Below are 20,730 nucleotides of genomic sequence, written 5' to 3'. Positions count from 1 at the left end.
ACCCGCCGGATAACCCAGATGGTGTCCAAGTTCGGCACCCAGCGCCCGCTCGATCAGCGCCTTCTTGAACGCGGCTGAAGCGGCGTGCACCGCTTCGGCGGTCATGGGTCCCTTCACGAACTGGTCGATCAGCTCCTTCGGAATGGACGGTAACGCTGTCTGCGCTTCGGTAGTTGTCTTGGGTTTGCGTGGCATACATGCTCCTTGAGCTACATGTTATGCCTTGAACACAAAATCTATGGCAGACCCATGATTGTAGAAGCTCAACCAATCAATTACCTCGTCCATCGCTTCGCGGCGCGTCGCAAAGCGTTGACCAAGGATGCGGGCTCGCTTGAGCGAGCCCCACAGGCTCTCGGTCGGCGCATTGTCCCAACAATTTCCCTTGCGGCTCATCGAGCTTTGCATGCCGTAACTCTTGAGCAGTGCCTGGAACTCGGCGCTGCAATATTGACTCCCACGATCGCTGTGCAGGATCAGGCCGGCCTCGGGGCGACGGCGGAACCACGCCATACGCAACGCATCAGAAACCAGCTCCGTGCGCATGTGCGGCTTGAGCGACCAGCCCACGACCTGACGGCTAAACAGGTCCAGGATGACGGTCAGGTACAGCCAGCCTTCGTCGGTCCAGAGGTACGTGATGTCTGTCGTCCAGACCCGATCGGGCCTGTCCGGCGAGAACTCACGCTGCAGCAGGTTCGGTGCGACCGGCAGGTTGTGCCTGCTGTCGGTCGTGGCCTTGAACCGGCGCTTGGTGCGCGCCTTGATGCCATGCAGTTTCATGAGCCGTTGAACCCGGTCCTTGCTCACACGGATGCCTTGAGCCAGCAGTTTCTTCCAGACGCGCGGCCAGCCGTATTCGCCTTTGGCTTCGGCGTACACGGCACGGATGTGGACCAGCAGTGCGTCGTTGCTGACGTATCGGCGCGGCCGCTCGGGATCGACATCGAGAGCCTTGCGACGGTGATAGCCGCTTGGGCTCACGCCCAGCGCCTGGCAGGCTACGGAAACCGGCCATTGGCGGCTGTGTCGTTCGATCCACGCGTACTTCACACCGACTCCTTCGCGAAGTACGCCGTCGCTTTTCCCAGGATATCGCGCTCCATCTTCACGCGGGCCAGTTCAGCACGCAGCCGGGCTATTTCCATCTGTTCGGGCGTAACCTGTTTGCCCGCTCCGTTAAGCTTGCCGGCATCGTCGGCCTTGATCCAGCTGTTCAGCGACTGCGTACTGATGCCCAGAATCTTCGCCGTCGCCGACTGGCTCTGGCCGTTGCGCACCATGCGCACGGCCTCCATCTTGAATTCCAGCGTGTAACGCGCCCTCGGGTTACCCATCGTTTCTTCCTCCTTCACAGAGTTTTACACACTCTCAGCAAGGGATACGTTTTTCGAGGGCAAGGTCAGCGGGGTGGCGAAGTATCATCCCTGATCAACCCGGGATGCCGGATACAGTGCCACGCGCGGAGCAGGCAGATGAATCTCGAAGACTACGAACGGCATGGTCAGGGCGCCTACGCCGCGTTCGCATCAACCGTTGCCGCCATACTGACAGCCGCAATCAACGCCGATCGTAACGTGCTTCGACTGCAGCAGGTGAAAGCCCGCGCGAAGGAGCTGGCTTCCCTGCGTGTAAAGCTGGAAAAGAGGGGGAAGCAGGGGACGGAGGCACTCGAGGCACAGATCAAGGACCTTGCAGGCTGCCGCGTCATCTTTTATACGGACAGTGACGTCAACCGCTTCATCCAGTCTGGCATTGTTGACGGGAACTTTGAGGTACTGGAGGTCAGGATCCACCACCCGCGACGTGAAGTGGACGACGCTGCAGAACTATATACGTCCAATCACTATGTCGTGAGTCTGAAGACCGAACGTCTCGCGTTGCCGGAATACGCACATTTTGCAGGAATGCGTTGCGAGATCCAGATCCAGACGATTCTTCATCACGCGTGGGCAGAGATGGCGCACGACACGATCTACAAGGCGCCTGAGCTCGCCCGCTTCGGTGGCAGGGCATTCAACGACATCAAGTCACGCTTGGGGAAAGTCGCCAAACGGTATCTTGTTCCGGCCGGCTATGAATTTCAGAAGATCGCGAGCGATTTCCAGCGACTCATCGAAGGGAAGGCGCTTTTCGACGGCAATGCACTCGAGGTAATCGTCGAGGCGGCCGACAACAACGCGCGCGCCGATGCGATCGCATCTTTCGCAGAGCGCGTCTTACCGCTGCATGACGATCTGCAGAGCTTCTACCCGGAAGTCGTCGAGCGTCTGCTCGCGGCTGTGGACCGTGCACGCGAAACAGGGCCCGTGTCGATCGAGACGCCCTTCGGAATTCTGGAGGGCAAGACATCGGGCGATATCGTCCGGGCAGTCGTCGATATCCTGACGAGTTACCGTTACCTCGGCGTGGATGTGACGTTCGACGCGCTGTGCCGACTCTACTGCCAGGCACCATCCAGCGACGAGGACAGGCGGTTGATCGCACTGGGCAAGCGACTCGCCCGGCATGAACTCGCGATCTGGCGTCAACACGGCCCCGTTGTGCAGACCATGCTCCTCGAGCGCATGGAAATGCTGGACGAGGAGCGGCGCACCGCCCTGGCGCCGCTTTTGATGGCGATGCTCAAGGAAATCCTCGGCACGCAGGTCGAGGGAATGACAGCAAGTTCGTCCGCCGTGACCCTGCAGCATGGCGCGGTGGCCGCGTCCGAACTTCTCCGGGCGATCAGGACTAAAGCGCTGGGTCTGCTGAAGCGTCAGTTCGAGCTGCCGACAACGGATGCAGCGCGGAGTGCCGTTCTGCGCGCCATGCAAGCGGGCACACAATTACCGTGGCGCGGCATGTACGGCAATGAGCTGCAATGCATGGTGATGGATGACATGCGCGAGGTGGTGATGTTTCTCACAGGGATATCTGCGCTATAAACTCAGCCTGCGCGATCTCGTCGAGATGATGGCTGAGCGAGGGTTGTCGCTTGCTCACACGACGATCCTGCGTTGGGTTCGGCGCTATACCCCCGAGTTCGTCAAGCGCTGGAACCACTTCGCAGCGCCTGCGGGACGGTCCTGGCGGGTTGACGAGACGTATCTCAAGATCCGGGGAAAGTGGGCTTATCTGTATCGGGCGGTGGATAGAAGCCGCCAGACGGTAGACTTCGTACTCAGGGCAAAGCGCGATGTGGCTGCAGCGAAGGCCTTTTTCAGCAAGGCAACCAGGCATCAGGGCCGGCCACCGAAGACGGTCACACTCGATGGGTATGCCGCGTCGCATCGGGCCGTGCGTGAGATGAAAATAGATGGCCTGCTTCCCGAGGACACGAAGGTGCGCTCCTCGAAGTACCTCAACAACCTGATCGAACAGGACCATCGAAACATCAAGTCCAGAACGAACGTAATGCTCGGTCTCAAACGGTTCAGAAGTGCCGCGACCACGATTTCAGGCATCGAGTTGATGCATCGCATTCGCAAGGGACAGTTCGACCTATCCGCTCTCGCGCTTGAAGACATCACTGCTTTCTCTGTCTGGGATGCTGTCCTTTTCAACCGATAAGGTATCCATATCTATTAGCGATATCGCGCACACGCCATCTATTTGCACCAGATCCTGACACAGTGCGGCATCATCTGCTGCTCGACAAGGTGGCGCGGCGGATCAATGATCGGGATGTCATGCATCTGCTGAAACTGATGCTGACGGCATCGGGCAAACAAGGCGTTCCGCAAGGCGGGGGGATTTCGCCGCTACTCAGCAATATCTATCTCACCGAGCGGCCCGCTGCGTTCGATGAGGCGGGAGCTGGAAACGCGGCCACGGCAGCCGGACTGAGGCCCACTGCGAAAGCAGTGGAACTGCCACCGGAGTCTAACGTGCGCGCGCCAGTTCTCGACCCTACAAGACTAGACAACGGAAAGTTCGCTGGCCCGGCCGGCGCTGGAAAACACCGACATGGACGACGACGATCGCACAACTTCGATTGGCCTGGCTCGATATGCCTATGAGTACATTGAGGCGGCTTCGGTTGTCGACCAAGCCCATGCGGAGAAGCATCCTGGTAGTCAAATTTCGCCGATACCCGCCTACTTTCTCGTGCATCACGGCGTCGAACTCACGCTCAAGGCCTATCTCCGCCATTCTGGTGTGACTGTACGCGAACTGGGATCTAAGAAGTACGGTCATGATGTGCATGCATGCTATCGCAAGGCGAAGGAACTGGGCCTGCTCCAGATCTTTAAAGAGACATCAGACGATTTGAACGCAATGCAGATGCTCGTCAGATTGAATGAGCTGCACGGCCTTCGCTATATTCGAACTGGAATGAAGCGATTTCCGCTGTGGTCGATAGTTGAGCCGTTGGCTGTACGGCTCCATCAAGCGGTGGCTCCGGTGGTGGGATACCGCACCTTCGCGAAGGCGTACGGGAGAGGCAATTCACCGAGTACTGCGCACAGTGAAGATGGGCTTGCTGCGAAGTTTGACATCTTGGCTCGGGCGTTCGACGAGCCTTCGAAATGACCGGTAAAATTCAGCAACACAGATGATGCAGCTTGAAGAAGCGAAAGGGCGAATGACCGCCACAACTCCGGAAATAGCCTGACTGGAAACCTGACCCTACGGCCTATAAGATGCGCGACGACTTCGATTCAAAGACAAGGAACGCACTCGCTGCTCGGGCGAACTATCGGTGCTCGTTTCGAGGATGCGATTGTCCAACATCGGGCCACTAGCGATGAATCGGACATGGGGGTCGCAAGCATAGGCGTGGCCGCACATATTCATGGCGCCGCCGAGGGGCCAGGGAGCCGGCGATACCTGAAAGAGATGACCTCAGATGAGCGGCGGCATATTAGCAATGGTATCTGGCTGTGCAGCAATCACAGCATCCTCATTGATCGGGATGAGGTGACGGACACCCCGGATGTCCTTCGGGCCATGAAGGAAGAACACCTTCATAGGGTGGGTCTTCAGCTAAGCGCGGCTGGGTCTTCCAATGCGACTTCCGCGGTACATTCAGACCTGATCGCGATCGGGCCTGAGGTCATCTGCACCGGGCGTTCTGTCGACGCTGAACGCAGTCTTGCGCAGCGCGCTTTCCTCCGGGCTCTCGCCTGCCCGGACGATGTCGTGAAATAAAATTCGCATGATGCGGCCTCAATGGCCTCAATGTTGGATCGGCAGGCGTTCGCAGTTTAACGTCTCTTTGGACGCGACGCCGGCTAACCCTGTGCCCCGCAATAACTGAGAACGAAAGTGATTCCCGATCCCCGTGGGCAGCCAAAACCCGCGTCCTCGAGTTCATACTGCAGGCGGAAGAGAAGCGGAACCCCACGCCTTTTAACAGTCCCCACCCAGCTAGCCGGCACACGTCCTCCGGCAGTTCGTCCATGCGCACTTTGTACAGGATCACCATGTTCGCGGCGAGGTGGTTGTACTTGGGGCGGTCTGAAGAAAGGGGCGACAAGATGCTCGTCGAAATGACCCGAAGCCGCCTCAAAAGGTTTGGACAGTCCTCAGAAAACCTGAAGCGAGTCAGTTCGTCCAGGCTCTTCAGCCTGCTCATCATCGGTTCTCAATTCGTTCAGCCCAACACCTTAACCGATTTGCCCACGCGCTATTGGCACCGCAGCCCTTGATCTTCAGCAAGGAGCGTCTTCATTTCGTCCTCCTTGACACACGCACCCTGTATCGTGCAGCAATAGGGCATTCCGTGAGGAATATGTAGCCATGCCGAAAATCGATGCAGGATCCCGTACGGAGGCGCTAGATGTAGCATCAGTTCTGCGCCCGCTGGCGATGTCCTTAGCGCTCCCGTTGCCTCCGACCCACCGCAACCATCGTGCAGCACCATACTTCTCCCACTAGCGCGGTTGGTGTGTGGCCGGCCAAGCTGGAGAACGACAGGCGCTGCGTCACACGGACGCAACTTGGTTGCCGCGTCATTGGAAGCAGCCGAGGCGCGAACTGCGGTGCCGGCGTTGACGCGACAATTGGGCATGAGTCACACAAAAGCGCTGGCGACGCTCGGTCCAGTGCTTGGGCACCGGGGACTGGAAATGTCGTCGATTGTTGGAACTTCCTCGCGTCCGCCCGTTTCACTACCCCCTCGCCTGCGAGACAAGATTGCGGCTGTCGAAGGCGCGATGCACGAAGCGAAAGCGCCGCTGAGGCAGTACGCGCAAGCGGCGACTATCCGCGTACGGCATCGTGCCACGCAGGAGTCTTCAATAACGCACTTGACATCGCAAACCTGAATGCGTTGGCAGATGTCGAGACTTCGCGAGGAGGAAATGGTGGATGGCGCTCGGCCGCCAATTGCACTTGGACCGCCGAGACAAGTATGGTTCAATTCTGCCGGCCAAAGGCGACTGCTCTTGATCACACTGCGGAGGGAGTCATGTCGATGCATTCATAATCACACCCCAGTTCCGAGGATTTCGGCCCGGTGCGGGCAACATTGGAAATGGCCAAAGCTCATCGACTCCCTCTACGTGCCCATTCGTGATGACGTCATCGATAATTTCCGCTTTCAGTTGAGCTTGCGCGATATCGAGGAGTTGCTCTTTGAGCGCGGGGTGATCGTGAGCTACGAGACGATCCGATGCTGATGCGACAAATTCGGCAAGAGCGTGGCGCACCGGGTGAAAGCCGCGCGGCGCAAGCCCGGTTCAACCTGGCACCTTGACGAGATGTACGTCACGCTGCGCGGTGAACCGTATCTGCTATGGCGAGCGGTGCACGAGCATGGCGCCGAACTCGACATCCTGGTGCAGAAGCGGCGCGACACGGCCGCGGCCAAGCGCTTTTTCAAGCGGGTGCTGCGCTCAAACCCGGTACCCCGCAAGATCGTTACCGACCAGTTGCGCAGCTACCCGGCGGCCAAAGCCGAAATCCCGGAGCTGGCGAGCGTGAAGCATGTGTTCGTTAAAGCGGCGGCCCGGGTGAACAACCGCGCCGAGAATAGCCATCAACCCACGCGTGAACGCGAGCGGCGCATGCGCGGCTTTCGTGAGCCGAAACGCAGAAATTCCTTTCTTGCTTCGGGCCAATCCGCCAACATTTCCCGCTCAAGCGACATCTGGTGCGTGCTTCGCTTTATCGCAAACAGCTTGCCGCACGATTTGTGGCTTGGCGCGAATTCACCGATGCCACCCAAAATCCGTCCTTCGCTTTCTGATTACCCGGCCTGCAGGCCATCAACTCGTCTCATTTCGCTGAGTTGACAATGCCCGGCCAACGCCACCCCGCCAGCCGACGCGGAAATTGCCAACGATGGACATATTACCGACGAGCCCGCACAACTGAACGACATCGGCACCCATTGGTACCAACACTCCGCGCGGCCCGGCCAGACGCCGGCGGTCACGTGGTCATTCGATGTGGCACGCGACGCGGTGCTGACTATTGGCTCACCCGGCAGGACTGCAACCCTAATCGGCAGCTTGCGCGCTACGCGTTGAAGCCAGAGCCTATCGCACCTGTCGGTTACGTCGCCATGCTCGCCCGAACTCGTGGGCCCAGCTTCGCGCCTATCCTGCTGTGACCGACCTCGTCGTGCGGGCACACAACGGGGTGACCTGCGGATTGCCGCCGTTCACTGCTCGACAAAACCAGATTCTCGGCGCCCTCGGCCGCGGTCTCTCATGCCGGAGCATTGCTCGGGAACTGTCGATCAGCGAGTTCACCGTACGCAAGCACCGAAGCAACATGCTCACTAGGCTCTGCTTACGCAATGTTGCCGAACTCGTCACTCATGCACGGCGACAGGGATGGTTAATGCCACCCACCTTACTCGAAAAAAGACTGCTCCCTATCGGCACGTGAACATGAAGTAACAGCGCTCGTCGTTGAAGGGCGAACCAGTAAAGAGATTGGACGCCTGCTCGGCATCACTGACCTCACTGTGCGCAAGCACCGCGAGAATGTTCTGCGGAAGCTGGACTTGCGCAGCACGGCCGAACTCGTCTCACGGCTATCCAACCCGGGTTTTGGCGATGTCTGAACAGCGTGCGTCTTACCCGATACGACATCGGGAGTATTGAAGACCTCGGCCAATATAAGCACGATAGCCAGAACAAACCGGACGCATTGAGCTTACCGGCATAACGCGGGGAACAGGATGGGGGGACAACCAATGGATACCGAACCAATTTGCGTAGCCGCTACCCAATAGGAACGCCCAGTGAACATGCCTCCATCGACGACGCGGGTACTCTTGATCGCTCCCCCATGCTGGCCGAACCAGATGCTGGCGGCAGTCCTTGCCACGGTGCCGCAGATCCAGCTGGCGGGATGGAGTACCAGCACTGCTCAAGGCGCGGCGGCCACGACGAACCTGCAGCCGCATCTCGTGCTTGTTGACGCTGCGTTAGCCGAATACGAGGACCGCGTGCCGACACTGAGCGCGGGGACGACCGCACGTGTCCTCGTTTTCAAACGGGCGGAAAAACCTCCGCATGAAGTGGACTATACGGCGAGCGTCGGGGCCGCCAGCGTCGAAGCCATCCTGTCGCTGACGCAGTTGATCTATGCATTGCAGGAAATCGATGCGGTCCGCGCGTCACCCACTCCAGCAGCAGCGGAACTTGTCGTGCCGAACCGCGTCGCTACCGAAGGTGCCGCCCCGGTGCCCTTAACCGCGCGCGAGTGCAACGTTGTACGGCTGGTGGCCTCAGGCTTGAGCAACAAGGAAATTGCTCGGACACTCGGCGTCAGTGTTGCGACCGTCAAGACGCACGTGCACAACGTCCTCGTGAAGCTGAAACTTCAACGCCGTGCGCAATTGGCCTTTTGGGCGTCGACATCTCGCTGGCTATTCACGTAAGACACGATTGTCAAATAACCACCGGCGAATCCAACGCCGCAAGCCGATCGAGCGGTTCTCAATCTTTTCTCAATCCATTTTCCGCCTTTTGGTCGATAGGCAGCAGCCGTACGAACGGACGAATATATTCACCAGACGAATATGGTTTCGACAGAATTTTGATTCCGCTTCGTCTACCCTGATTAATCAGAAACCTATCGAAGGAATCACCATGGCAAATGCATTCGCTTCCAACGTGAATTCGACTGAATTCCGTGTTACGAACAATACCGACAAGCTCGGAAATCGATCTATCCTGGTCTTTCTCACACCGGCGAACGATGCTCATCAGTGGCTCTACGCTGCATGGCAGCAGCTGCATCCGGGAAAGGGGGGTACGAGCAAATTTGTCCTGTGCGAGGAAGTCAGCGGCCAAATGGAGGCCACTGACGGAACCTATTCGACCAATGTGGTTGCAATCCCGCCCGGATATGTCTCCGAACTGGTCAATGGGTCTCAGCTGCAACCGACGTTGAGCACGCCCATTTTGGGATCGAGCGCACGGCTACCTCACGTCACTGCCCAGCAATCGGGCGTGCAGAATGCAACGGACCAGCCGGCCGTCGAGATGAATGCGCTCTGGTATATCAACGGAAATTTGACATGCCAATCGATTGCTCCGGTCAGTGCCGGCAATGTATTGTCGGCATTCGAATTGAATACCACGCTGTATTGGGCCGTCGGCAACACAGTCACCGGGCCCAATTACACATACAACCAGGTCACGCCGCAGACGAAATATGTGCTGCCCGCCGCAACGCCCGCTGTGAACGTTACGCTCGACTACAGTAATTCGCAATTTAAGTTTTCCTTTACTCCGGTATAAGCTGGCTGACAAAATCTAACGTCGAACCGATGCGTCTTCTTGTCAGGCGGTCGCCGTCGACGCGGCGACCGCTCGACGTATCGCGTCTGGACGACGTTCGCACAGTTATTCGAATACGTCCACAATTGGTAAGGAGTGCTACTATGCCTGGAAGCAACGAGCATCAAGGGAATTTTTCCCTCAACTTCAAGAGCGAAAACTCGTATAGCGTGTTTGGTCGCGAATGGGCAAAGGCTTGCGTCGCAGGAAGGCGAAGGCGTAATCATCGCCAACCTGCTGAACCGGTGGAACGCCTTCGGCAAACCGGTTTGCGTCAAAAATGCATAGTCGCGTCCATAGCACGGGAACTCGTACCCATCCGGACAAAGCCCGTCCGATGTACCTGCACGGCGATGAAATCCAGCGCCAGACAGATGCGGCAGGCTTTTGTCGCGCGTCACGCCCCAAGCAAACAAGCCGATTGACGCTCTCAATGTCGTGATGACGGAATTTTCTGGGATTCCGGCGTAGAACCCCGTTATGGATTCCGGGGAGTTTGTGACGCGGTCACGGCGATCAGCCGCGGCCAATTGAACTTTACAGGAGCTTCTCGTGAAGGAAAAGTACATCATTCTCCGCGGCCGCGGGTTCGCCGCAGGGCTCGGGGCCACGCCGTTCGAAGTTGCTGCCGAGCCGGCGCCTGCTTTCGAGGTCGATGAGCTCGACTATCGCAAGGCAGCGCAGTTGAGCGCACGAGCAGACATCCAGATGGTCGCGCCCGCCATGCCGATGCGACTGACCCAGCCCGTCGAAATGCTGCCGGTCGCGGCGCCCGCGCAAGGGCCGGGCACCGCATGGGGCGTTCATGCGGTCAAGGCCGACACCTCTCCCTTTGACGGCGAGGGCATCGTCGTTGCGATGCTCGATACCGGCATCGATGCGACTCATCCCGCCTTCAGCGGCGTGACGTTCGTACAGGAGAACTTCACGGACGACCCGAATGGCGGAGACACGGTCGGTCACGGAACACATTGCGCCGGTACGATCTTTGGGCGCGATGTGGACGGGTTCCGCATCGGCGTCGCGCGGGGCGTCGCGAAGGCGCTGATCGGCAAGGTGCTGAGCGACAAGGGCGGCTCGAGCGAGCGCATCGCCGACGCGATGCAGTGGGCGGTCAACAACGGCGCTCATGTCATTTCGATGTCGCTCGGCATTGACTTTCCCGGATACTCGGCGGGACTGCAGGAGCGGGGATTTCCGCCCGAACTCGCGATCTCGCGCGCGCTGGTTGGATATCGGATGAACGTGTTGCTGTTCGAGCGGCTCGCCTCGGCGCTGCGCGCTCGCGCTCAGGCAACCTTGATCGTCGCCGCGGCGGGCAATGAGAGTCGGCGCAAGGTCGATCCCCGATTCGAGATCGCGGTGTCGCCACCTGCCGTGTCGGAAGGGATTGTCTCCGTTGCAGCACTGGGCCAGGACGCGGCTGGATTGTCAGTCGCGGAGTTCTCGAACACCGGTGCACTCATATCAGGACCGGGCGTAAGCGTCATCTCGGCGGCCGTGGGCGGCGGCTTGCGCACGATGAGCGGAACCAGCATGGCCACGCCGCACGTCGCGGGCGTCGCCGCGCTCTGGGCGCAGAAGCTGATCCAGTCCTCGCCGCTGGGTTGGCAGATCTTCAATGCAAGAGTGCTGTCATCGGGTACGTCGAACGGCTTCGCCCCCGGCTTCGACCCGACCGATACCGGCGCAGGTCTCGCGACGGCGCCTCAGTAAGTTTCACGCGGCGACCCGCCAGCGACACAGGCCCGAATCGAACGCCCGCTCATCGCTCAAAGCGAAACCTCGAAATACAACAGTGTCGTCTTCACGTTGTCGGTCGCCGCCGCCGGAGCCGGGTCCTGGTCGGTTCTCAACACGCTGCCGCGTCCCTGAATCGCGGCTTCGAGTGCCTCGACCAGCGACGGAAGCGGGAGCTTGCCCCAGCCTTTCTTGACCGCCATGTCGTGATCGACCGGAATCATGGCGTAGCGCAGATTGGACATCAGCTGCACGCCTTTGCTCCTTGAGCGTCGCATTGGGACTGCCGTGATGCCCGACCTTGTAGAAAATGGACCGGCGCAGCAGATCGGTTCCCGAAACCGTGCCTGCGCCGACGTTCCAGTTGCACCCGGACCATGTCAGCCAGTTGCCGACCTGCGCATCGGCGGCAAACAGCAGCACGTCGCCGCCGTCGAGCTCAATTGCGAGCACGAGGCTCGTGTTGTTCGTCATGTTGTCGAGGGCGATGGCGAGCGCGGTCGCGGCGCCGAGATAGTCGGAGTCGATCCTGCGCCAGTCGCCGCCGCTCCAGTACTGCCGCTGGAAAAACGGCTGCTGGCGGCCTACATCGTCCGAAATTCGCCATGCGTTGCCAAATGGAATCGCCGCGTCATCACCGAATGCGTAAGCCGCGTTCGCGAGCGAATAGGTTTCGGGCGCGGCGCTCGACGGCTGGGTCTTCCTGGGGTCGCTTGAGAAAACGGAAAATAAAGCACGTGTGCGACGTGAGGTCGCGCCAGTTATGGTCTCGGCCCGTAAGGGACAGTGAGACTTGTTGTTCCCTCAGCAATAGCCTACCGGGGCGAGCGTGGCTGGTAACGGCTGGGTTCGAAGCCCTCGGGACAATGAAGTCCTTCGCAAGAGAAGAGCGGGCCGCGAGGCAAGCTCAACTGCTGCCAGCATCAGGCGGCAGGGACGCTAGGCTGGACAGGATGGTCAACGTAAGTGAACCGCCGTAACTTTCGTTAAATTTGACAAGCCCAAGATGCTGGCAGGCTTGGACCAAAAGGTATGTGACGGGTTGCTCGATACGCGCTGCGAGCAACAGGGACAGACAGTCACCGGAAGAAAGGCGGGACCTAAGCTGTTCGTGTAACTGGCGTGGAACACGGTAAGCCCGAATCTTCGCCCCCGTGGCAGGCGAACCGCAAGGAACGCTGACGGGGATGCGGGTAGAGGATGGTCGAAAAAGCGAATGCCACCAGGTAATGGGGTGGATAGGGGTTGAGCCGCAGAATCGTGTGAGCCAGCGACAATCCCCGTTCGGCCATCATCTCGACCAGATCGCGAAAGCTGAGCTTGTAGCGCAGGTACCAGCGAACGCACAGAATGATGATCTCCCGATCAAAATGGCGTCCGTCGAACAACTTCTCCGGACTCTTCAGCTTGCTCATCGCGGCTCGTCGGTTCGTTTTGTTCCGACAACTCTAACCCATTCGCCGGCCCTATTTGCACCAGAGCCGCTTCGAGCTCGTACCCGCAATGAGGTGTGAGTCAGCGGATTTCATCGGGGCCCGCAGCGGCAGTATCAGCTGCGACAAGGCTGATGGCATGGACTCCGCCCCCTTCGGGGCGACACTTACCTCACCAATTCCCGGGAGAACGTCAATGCCTGCACTTACCATTGGACTGGATATCGCGAAAAACGTGTTTCAGATTCATGGCGTCGATCGCCATGGAAAAACGGTAGTACAACGGAAACTTCGCCGAGCTGAGGTGTTGAAGTTCTTCGCAAAACTGGACTCGAGTCTGGTTGGTATCGAGGCCTGTCACGGCTCCCATTTCTGGGCCCGTGAGCTAACGGCGTTGGGACACACGGTCCGTCTGCTGCCGACACAATATGTGAAGCCGTTTCTGGTCGGTGGCAAGAACGACGCGAATGACGCGGCGGCGATTTGCGCGGCAGTGACGCGCTCAGGCATTCACTTCGTTGCGATCAAGAGCGCTGAACAGCAGTCGCTGCAGTCGGTTCATCGCATGCGCCAACGGCTCATCCAGGAGCGGACAGCGAAATCGAATCAGATCCGGAGCATGTTTGCTGAAGAGGGTGTGATCTTCCCGGTCGGGCTTCCGCAATTGAGAAAGGGAGTGGTTGCGCTCGTCAACAATCCCGATTCCCCCATTACCGTTTTGCTCAGACGGCTTGGCTCGATGTACCTTGAGCAACTGCAGGCACTGCAGCAATGGCTCGACGAACTTGCTGCCGAGATAGCGGAGATCTTCAAGAGCAATGAAGCTTGCCAGCGGCTCGCTACCGTTCCAGGAATCGGGCCCGTGATCGCGACCGCGCTCGTCAGCAGTGTCGGTGATCCGTCTCAGTTCAGGAACGGCCGGCAGTTTGCGGCCTGGCTGGTGCTGACGCCGAGGCAAAAATCCAGCGGAGGCAAAACCAGGTTAGGCGGTATTACCAAGCGCGGCGACACTTATCTCTGAACCCTGCTTGTACAGGGCGCCCGCGCGGTCATGCACTTCGTGAACCGTCGCGACGATCGGCACAGTCGCTGGATCAAGGCTGTGATGCAACGCCGCCACGTGAGCATTGCTGCGATCGCCCTGGCGAACAAGACGGCGCGCATTGCATGGGCAATATTGACAGGTAACGGCTGCTTCCGAGTTGCGTAACAGGCAACACATATTGAGTATTGCTTTATTTCTTTCGCAATTGCCGTAGACCAAATTAAAGATGTCAGTGCGCCGGGAGACCGGCAAGGAGTAAAGAGTGCAAGTCTCTTACAACGAAGGTCTAGCAAACCACGTTGTCCCCGAGTCATGCGCAGTATGTTGCGAGACATGCGGCGAAGCGTTGACAGGGGTACGTGCGGGCCAGCCATTGAGCCGCGATAGTTTAATTGTCCCGAGCGCCGACGCCGTTGACATTGCGGAAGGCAACACGACGGAGCGCGATAATTGCGAGCACTCCGTCGGCTCGGCGTGGTCGAAGACCCTGGCACGCACGCACGCTCCTTGTTCGGGAACCGGGAGATCTCCGGTCTGGCCTGTCGCAGCGTGGGCAGGTCCGCATCGGGAAGGCGAGGAGCCGTAGCCGATGATGAACAGACGGGAGAAGTCAGACTCCGCCATATTAGCGATGAAGCCTGCGAACAACGCCGGGAATCCGGCCGCGGAGTGGGTGGAGCGAAGGGCGGGGACCAAGGGGAACACGGGTCAGTCCAACACGTGCCGGGCGCAGAACCGGGTAAGCGTGCCACAGGGGCTGGAACGTGTACGGCAGGCTGCAAGACAGCGGAAGAAGGAGCGGTTCACTGCTCTGCTGCACCACGTCACCATCGACCGGCTTCGAGAGTCGTTCCATGCGCTCAAGCGCAATGCGGCTCCAGGAGTGGACGGTATGACATGGCGGTACTTCGAAGCAAATCTGGAGGGCAACCTTCAGCGTCTGCACGCGCAAGTACAAAGTGGAGCGTACCGGGCACTGCCCGTCAGGCGGCAGTACATACCCAAGCCGGATGGGAAACAGCGCCCGTTGGGAATTGCTGCGTTGGAAGACAAGGTCGTCCAGCGCGCGGTGGTCGAAGTGCTAAATGCGATCTACGAGGCAGATTTTCTCGGCTTTTCGTACGGGTTTCGGCCCGGGCGCAGTCAACATGATGCGATGGATGCGTTATCGACGGCCATTACCAGCACCCGAGTGAACTGGATACTGGACGCAGATATTCGGAACTTCTTTGACGGATTAAGCCAGGAATGGCTGGTCCGATTTCTGGAGCACCGAATCGGTGATCAGCGCATCATCCGTCTCGTGCGTAAGTGGCTCAAGGCGGGCGTTCTGGAGGACGGGGAGCTGGGCGTCAGTGAAACGGGTACTCCTCAGGGGGCAGTGGCATCACCGCTGTTCGCGAATGTGTACCTGCACTACGCTTTTGATCTCTGGGCCAACCGGTGGCGACGGCGGGAAGCCAAAGGCAACGTAATCATCACGCGGTACGCGGATGATATCGTGGTCGGCTTCGAGCACGAAGCTGACGCGAGGCATTTCTGGGACGCGATGCGAGCGAGGTTGGAAGAGTTCTCGCTTACGCTACACCCGGACAAGACGAGGCTGCTCGAGTTTGGCCGCAGTGCAGCGGGCAGACGAAAGCGCTACGGCCTTGGCCGGCCAGAGACCTTCACCTTCCTGGGGTTCATCTTTATCTGCGGGCGGTCACGTCGTGGTGCCTTCCAGCTACAACGGAAGACACGAGGAGATCGCATGCGGGCGAAGCTCAGGCAGATCAAGGAGGAACTCCGAAGGCGCATGCATGAACCGATTCCAGTGCAGGGGCAATGGCTCCGGCAGGTGGTTCGCGGGTACTTCGCGTACCACGCGGTGCCTACCAACGCGCGGGCCATCTGCGCCTTTCGTCACCACGTCACCAATCTCTGGCGGCGCACGCTGCGGCGACGCAGTCAGAAAGACGCTCTGACGTGGGCGCGAATGGCGCGGATCGCCAATGCCTGGCTCCCGCGACCTCGCATTCTTCATCCGTGGCCAAGCGCGCGGTTCGCCGTCAAACACCCAAGGTAGGAGCCGTATGCCCGAATTGGGCACGTACGGATCTGCGCGGGGGGTGCTCAGTAATGAGCATTCCTACCGCAATCCGGCTTGGCGTCGTACAGGTGTCAACAAAGGGGGGCAGCGATCGGCCCTTGAGCGACCGCTGCGTCGATGCCGTTGCCCAAGCGCAGACGCAATCGGCGAGTCAGGGCGATGCGGTCTTGCCTGCGCATCGCAGGCGTGGTCGAGAGGAGCGAAAGACGCCCATAACTGAAGTGTGAACGGCACCAGACGCATCGAAACGGTGCCTCGATCACGCTGGTGTTGACGAGGTAAGGCGTCTCGCCTCGGCAGTGCGGACAGCGCGTTTCGAGCAATTGATGATGCGCCGGGCAGCGATCTTCATCCTCGAGCTGATGCAGCACACTGTGGTAACCGTGCGCTACGCACTGTCGGCAATACCGGAACGTCGCGTGATACCGACCTGAGCGTGCCGCTTCGAGCAACGAGACGCGCAAGATGTGCTCGGGCAGGCGGAGGATGCAGCGCAGGCGCATGAGGTCGATGTCGTCGCGCACCGGCGCCACGCCTTCAGACGCGTCAACCTCGGGGCTCAACAACTGAACGAGCACGTGGCTGGGCAGCGAATTGGCACATGCGAATTTCCACAGGATCGAGAGGAGGGATTCCCCGGGCATCAGCCACTTGAGGTTAATCACGCTGCCGAACGCGAGCGAGAGTTGCCGCTCGTCAAAGGTCAGAATCGGAAAGTGTGGCGGCTTGAGCACTGCGGCATCACGCCGTGACAAGCACGCGTCCGGTGGCATGGCGGGATTGGACGTAGCCGCAATGCTGCACGGCGTAAGCCCACAACGCTGCCGTGGGACAGTAACCGGGTGCATCTTTGAGTTCGCTGTCCTTGAGCACGATTTCGACGGCGCGTGCGAACGATTCCATCGGGATTTCGAGCCGTCCCGGCAAGCTCGCCTTGTGGTGTGCTGCCTCGAACGCCTGCCACAGCACACCGGCGTCGTCGATCAGGCGGTAGCCGGCGTCAAACGCCTGCGGCACGTAAAAGCGGGTAAAGCTCCACTGGCTGCCCTCTGGGTAGGCTGTTTGATCGTAGCCGTCCAGGCACGTGGCGATATCTTCGGCGTTGCGTATGCCGCAGAAGGCGAATTCCTCGACCATGAGACGCGCGACAATCTGTGTCTTGCCGGCGACCTGCAGCGCCGTCTTCTGAGCAAGCAGATCCTCCTGGCCGACGAGAAAGGTAAATAGTTTGATATGCTGACGATCAAGGGCGTCGTGCACATCACGCAGCCATTCGTATTCGTTCTCGTTGTAGCGTTGCGCCTCGTCACAAAAGAGCAGCACCGTGCTGCTGCCGGCGCGGGCGGCCGCCTCGCGAATGCGCAGCGTCAGGCGCATGCGTTTGGCCGGATTGGTGCCGGCGTTCGGCGTGTGATCGCCAACGGCCTCCAGCAAGTTCACGAAGAATGGACCTTCGGCGTGCCGCGGCTTGTGCTCGCACTGCGCGTGGAAGGTCGTCATCTTCGGGTGATGACGCGCGAGCAGGAGCCGGATGTACTCGATTGCGCGGGTTTTACCAATGCGCGAGGGGCCGTAAATGAGCGCACCCATGATCCGGTAGCGCAGGCAGCGCGTGACGAGCTCGTGGAACGCCTCGATCGCGGGTGTGGCGATGCGGTAATTGCCGGTGACGAGCGGGTGCAGCGACGGGTCGATCGGACGTGGGATTTGCAGTGACATGGGGCCTCCGTTGCAAACGACAGCGTTAGAAAACCTGTCCGGTGCCGATGGTGAGCTTGCGCGGGCGCACGCTCGCTGGCGGAGTCGCTTCGGCGTTCGGCGCGGCGGCCAGCGACGCCACCGGCGCGGCGATCCCGGTCGATGTGACGGGACCTGGCGGCACGCGTACCATGGGTGCCGCAGTGAGCATGCGCATCGCCTGAGCGAGGTCGGAGGCGGCCTTGCGCGTCTTTCTGGCCTCGGCAAGCTTGGCTTGTATGTATGCTTCGATGGGATTGGAGTCGAGCGGACGGGCGCGCTTGTCGCCATGTAGCTTCAGAATTTCCTGACGCAGCTTGAGATTATGCGGCACGACGCGCCACGCCCCTTGCGCCTCGAGTACGCCGAGCTCCGTGCCGTCGGCGAGAAAGGCGCGCACACAGCGCAGATCGTCCGCATTCATGTAGACAAGCAGCTGCTGCCCGATCAGATGCGTGCTGCAGGCGAGCACGGGGTTGGTGTAGCGAACCCGATACAGGTTGATGTGCGGGCGCACCCCCCTGCTCGAGATAAGCCCGCACGCGGCAGCGCCTGGCCGTTTGCATCAGGCACAGCGTTCGGCGGTGCCGCTCAGGAAGCCAGGTGAGCAGCTGCTGTTTGCCGCGCACGAAATACGTCATCGCTTCGAGCGGCGTGACGCTATTCAGGCCTGCATGCGGAGTGCCGTGATAGCTGGCGATCGCATATTCGATCAGTTCCTCCAGCTCGTCGAGCGACACGTAGAGTCGCAGATTGCCCTTGGGATCGGCCAGCGCCCGGCGCAGATCGCGCGGATGCGAACCGGTGTAGCCGGGCAATCGCGAAGACAGGCGGGACGCGACCGTGCCAAAGAAGCGCTCGATATAAGGTCGCTCGTCCGGGCTATAGTGGGGACCGGCGTCAACGCTGCAGCCGACGAATTCGCACAGCGCGGCCAGCGTGTCGCTCGCGAGATTCGCCTTCGCGTTATCGAGCTTCATCCACTCCCACGCCACGTAGGCCAGCTCGGGCAGACGCTGGGAGGGATACCCGTCATGTGTTCCGTATGCGAGACCGGGAATGCTGAAGATGCGCGCGGGGTGGGGTTCAAGCGCTTTCTCGATGGTCTTGATGACGTCGTAGCGGCTGTACTCGCGAGCGAGCACAAGGTGGTAGCCGAGCACCGCGCGCGTGCAGACGTCGATGATGACAAGCAGCCAAACCCGCTCGATTTCGAACTCGTGCTTCAAGCCCAGCGGATCGGACACGACTACCTTGAGCCGGATGTCGAGCTTGTGACCATCGAATTCGACAACCTGATAGGGGCGGCTTGCCGCTGGCGCGCCTGCCTCATCATCAGGGCGATGCAGGCCTCTTTGAGGTGCGAGGCACCGGCCGCGCGCGCAGCAGTACCGAAGCTGCGTAGCAGCTCCGCCTTTACGCACGCCGAGAGGGAGCGAATCGTCTGGCCTGCCGTATTGAACGGATAGTCCGCGGCAGTTGCGCCCACTTGACGGCATTGCTGCAGGAATTCAGTGTGCAATGCTTGCAGGCCGCGCAGGCGCGTATGCAGAGCGCCGTCTGTATGGCGCTGATCGAGCTTGACGCGGCGCTGCTTGAGCTGCAGCCGGAGCCAGCCGGTGAGGGCAGGGTAACGCTCAAACAGTTGTGAGAGGGCGCCTACGGCGCCACGGCTGCCCCGCTCGCCTTGTACGGTGACGGGGCGCACACGGACGTACTCCGCTACGCGGACATGCGCAATCAGCGCGCGAAACCCATAGATGCGCCCGTCGTGATGCAGTTCGAGCGCCCGCTCGAGCAAGCGATAGAGCTGCCGGCGATTCACACCGGTCGCATGTTCGATGTCCTTGACAGGCTCGCCGCGCGCGTAACGCTCGATTGCCTGCATCCGAAGCCGGATGCGCTTGCGCGTAGGCGCATCGAACTCGGTCCACGCCACGGTCGGCCAGGTCGTCAGGTCAAGTGCCTGCAATTCGGGTTTGCGGCGACTCATGAGCGGACCTCGGCAGCAGCAAAGCGCGTGGACCACGAAAGTGGCTCGGTGCGCAACTCGGGTGCTGTCACGCGGCCTGTATGCAACAGGCCGAACAAGGCCGCGCGCACGACGATGGGGTCACCCGTTGAGAATTCTCGCTCGATGTCGAGCAATGACTGAGACGTTGCGACGAAGCGCTCGATCGAGTTGAATAGCGAAGCCGGCACGAGACCGCGTGTGGCGATCAGACACGGCAGCATGCGCTGCCAGTTGTCGATCCAGATACGCGAGGCCCCCAGCTCTGCGTGCTCGACGTGGCGCACAGTCATCGCGGTGGCATCAACGACCGAACGAGGATTGCCGTCTTCCACGATGACCGGATCGGGTAGGAGCAGCAGTTCTTGACGGTCAGCGTAGCGGACGTGGAAATCGATGAGATATCGCCGGCCATCGAACTGGGCAAAGCCTGGACGCTCGCAAAAGACGCGCACGGTCGGATCGGATTCGAGCACGAACCATTGATCGACCGCGCAGCGTCGGTCGAGCGTCAGCCGGCGTTTGAGTTTCGGGCTGAAGACTTCGAAGCGGTGTGCGCCGCGCGCTCGCGCGAACGCGACCGGCTGCGTCAGGTGTGCAGGAACGTCCATAGGATCAAGACCTTAGGAGCGGGATTCGAAGTCTAGAACGCGAATTGACGAATTTAATGCGGACTTATGCGAATTGACGACTTTATTTGTAAGCACCCGGGGAAGTCATCTTGACGGAGGCAATCGCTCAAGCGCTCAAGCAGCGGCCGGCGTCCAGCGATGAGGAAGCAGTTGCGCTATGTCGGCGGCACGGTGTGTCGGCAATCGCGTCAACACGTCCTTCAGGTAAGCCAACGGATCGTGTCCGTTCAGTTGTGCAGAGCGGATTAAAGTCATGATCGCGGCCGCTCGTTTTCCGGCACGCAGAGATCCTGCGAACAACCAGTTCGACCTCCC

Annotated in this window: 14 protein-coding genes and 8 pseudogenes; 12 read left to right on the top strand and 10 right to left on the bottom strand. The window is 60.0% G+C overall.

The annotated features are described in order from the left end of the window. A pseudogene (locus M3I56_RS38050) lies at positions 1 to 195 on the bottom strand (IS256 family transposase); the annotation flags it as partial. A gap of 54 nt (positions 196 to 249) precedes the next feature. After that, positions 250 to 1,337 (bottom strand): annotated as a pseudogene (locus tag M3I56_RS38045) (IS3 family transposase); the annotation flags it as partial. A gap of 138 nt (positions 1,338 to 1,475) precedes the next feature. Between M3I56_RS38045 and M3I56_RS38040 the strand changes: the two are divergent. From M3I56_RS38040 to M3I56_RS38030, 3 genes and pseudogenes are all read left to right on the top strand, one after another. Further along, positions 1,476 to 2,927, top strand: a complete 1,452-nt coding sequence (locus M3I56_RS38040; RefSeq protein WP_254358333.1) for a RelA/SpoT domain-containing protein — start codon at positions 1,476 to 1,478, stop codon at positions 2,925 to 2,927. Then, positions 2,914 to 3,552, top strand: a pseudogene (locus tag M3I56_RS38035) (IS6 family transposase); the annotation flags it as partial. The gene M3I56_RS38040 and the pseudogene M3I56_RS38035, both read left to right, overlap by 14 nt. 396 nt (positions 3,553 to 3,948) lie before the next feature. Next, positions 3,949 to 4,515, top strand: a complete 567-nt coding sequence (locus M3I56_RS38030; RefSeq protein ID WP_254344577.1) for a hypothetical protein — start codon at positions 3,949 to 3,951, stop codon at positions 4,513 to 4,515. Positions 4,516 to 4,827: 312 nt separating this feature from the next. Here M3I56_RS38030 and M3I56_RS41255 read toward each other — a convergent pair whose 3' ends face one another. Further along, positions 4,828 to 4,953: a hypothetical protein gene (locus M3I56_RS41255; protein ID WP_302057177.1), complete on the bottom strand. Its 126-nt coding sequence runs from the start codon at positions 4,951 to 4,953 to the stop codon at positions 4,828 to 4,830. Between the two features lie 1,565 nt (positions 4,954 to 6,518). On the opposite strand from M3I56_RS41255, the pseudogene M3I56_RS38025 reads away from it, so the two are divergent. The 6 genes and pseudogenes from M3I56_RS38025 to M3I56_RS38000 all read left to right on the top strand — a co-directional run. Continuing rightward, positions 6,519 to 7,174, top strand: a pseudogene (locus M3I56_RS38025) (IS6 family transposase); the annotation flags it as partial. Positions 7,175 to 7,536: 362 nt separating this feature from the next. Beyond that, positions 7,537 to 7,821 carry a LuxR C-terminal-related transcriptional regulator gene (locus tag M3I56_RS38020; protein ID WP_309249219.1) on the top strand — a complete coding sequence of 95 codons (285 nt, stop codon included), beginning with the start codon at positions 7,537 to 7,539 and terminating at the stop codon, positions 7,819 to 7,821. 43 nt (positions 7,822 to 7,864) lie between these two features. Next, positions 7,865 to 7,999: pseudogene (locus M3I56_RS38015) on the top strand (LuxR C-terminal-related transcriptional regulator); the annotation flags it as partial. A 186-nt stretch (positions 8,000 to 8,185) separates the two neighbouring features. Beyond that, positions 8,186 to 8,821 carry a response regulator transcription factor gene (locus tag M3I56_RS38010; RefSeq protein WP_133191001.1) on the top strand — a complete coding sequence of 212 codons (636 nt, stop codon included), beginning with the start codon at positions 8,186 to 8,188 and terminating at the stop codon, positions 8,819 to 8,821. 211 nt (positions 8,822 to 9,032) lie between these two features. Next, a complete protein-coding gene (locus tag M3I56_RS38005; RefSeq protein WP_133190997.1) occupies positions 9,033 to 9,686 on the top strand; it encodes a hypothetical protein in 654 nt (217 codons plus the stop codon). Between the two features lie 591 nt (positions 9,687 to 10,277). Next, positions 10,278 to 11,441, top strand: a complete 1,164-nt coding sequence (locus tag M3I56_RS38000; protein ID WP_254344575.1) for a S8 family serine peptidase — start codon at positions 10,278 to 10,280, stop codon at positions 11,439 to 11,441. Between the two features lie 56 nt (positions 11,442 to 11,497). Here M3I56_RS38000 and M3I56_RS37995 read toward each other — a convergent pair whose 3' ends face one another. Next, entirely contained in the window at positions 11,498 to 11,719 is a 222-nt protein-coding gene (locus M3I56_RS37995) for a hypothetical protein (protein WP_254344572.1), read from the bottom strand. A gap of 37 nt (positions 11,720 to 11,756) precedes the next feature. On the opposite strand from M3I56_RS37995, the gene M3I56_RS37990 reads away from it, so the two are divergent. Further along, entirely contained in the window at positions 11,757 to 12,182 is a 426-nt protein-coding gene (locus tag M3I56_RS37990; RefSeq protein WP_254344570.1) for a hypothetical protein, read from the top strand. Positions 12,183 to 12,718: 536 nt separating this feature from the next. Here the strand turns inward: M3I56_RS37990 and M3I56_RS37985 are convergent. After that, positions 12,719 to 12,880: pseudogene (locus tag M3I56_RS37985) on the bottom strand (IS6 family transposase); the annotation flags it as partial. A gap of 214 nt (positions 12,881 to 13,094) precedes the next feature. Here M3I56_RS37985 and M3I56_RS37980 point away from each other — a divergent pair. Beyond that, positions 13,095 to 14,108, top strand: a pseudogene (locus tag M3I56_RS37980) (IS110 family transposase). Between the two features lie 427 nt (positions 14,109 to 14,535). Further along, a complete protein-coding gene (ltrA, locus tag M3I56_RS37975) occupies positions 14,536 to 16,011 on the top strand; it encodes a group II intron reverse transcriptase/maturase (protein WP_375541868.1) in 1,476 nt (491 codons plus the stop codon). A gap of 95 nt (positions 16,012 to 16,106) precedes the next feature. Here ltrA and M3I56_RS37970 read toward each other — a convergent pair whose 3' ends face one another. The 5 genes and pseudogenes from M3I56_RS37970 to M3I56_RS37950 form a co-directional block, all read right to left on the bottom strand. After that, on the bottom strand, positions 16,107 to 16,769 hold the full coding sequence (locus tag M3I56_RS37970; protein ID WP_254358331.1) for a hypothetical protein: 663 nt from the start codon (positions 16,767 to 16,769) through the stop codon (positions 16,107 to 16,109). A gap of 7 nt (positions 16,770 to 16,776) precedes the next feature. Further along, positions 16,777 to 17,754, bottom strand: coding sequence for an ATP-binding protein (locus tag M3I56_RS37965; protein ID WP_254358330.1), 978 nt, complete (start codon positions 17,752 to 17,754; stop codon positions 16,777 to 16,779). Between the two features lie 25 nt (positions 17,755 to 17,779). After that, positions 17,780 to 19,765 (bottom strand): annotated as a pseudogene (locus M3I56_RS37960) (integrase). After that, on the bottom strand, positions 19,762 to 20,259 hold the full coding sequence (locus tag M3I56_RS37955) for a hypothetical protein (protein WP_309249218.1): 498 nt from the start codon (positions 20,257 to 20,259) through the stop codon (positions 19,762 to 19,764). The pseudogene M3I56_RS37960 and the gene M3I56_RS37955 overlap by 4 nt, the downstream one beginning before the upstream one ends. A 270-nt stretch (positions 20,260 to 20,529) precedes the next feature. After that, the coding region (locus M3I56_RS37950) for a transposase domain-containing protein (protein WP_254352637.1) at positions 20,530 to 20,730 on the bottom strand (201 nt) is incomplete at its 5' end.

Origin of the sequence: Paraburkholderia sp. CNPSo 3281, assembly GCF_024206515.1 — a bacterium.
GTDB classification, from domain to species: Bacteria; Pseudomonadota; Gammaproteobacteria; order Burkholderiales; family Burkholderiaceae; genus Paraburkholderia; species Paraburkholderia nodosa.
Note: the sequence above shows the minus strand (reverse complement) of the source record. Positions and strands in the feature narration are given on the sequence as shown.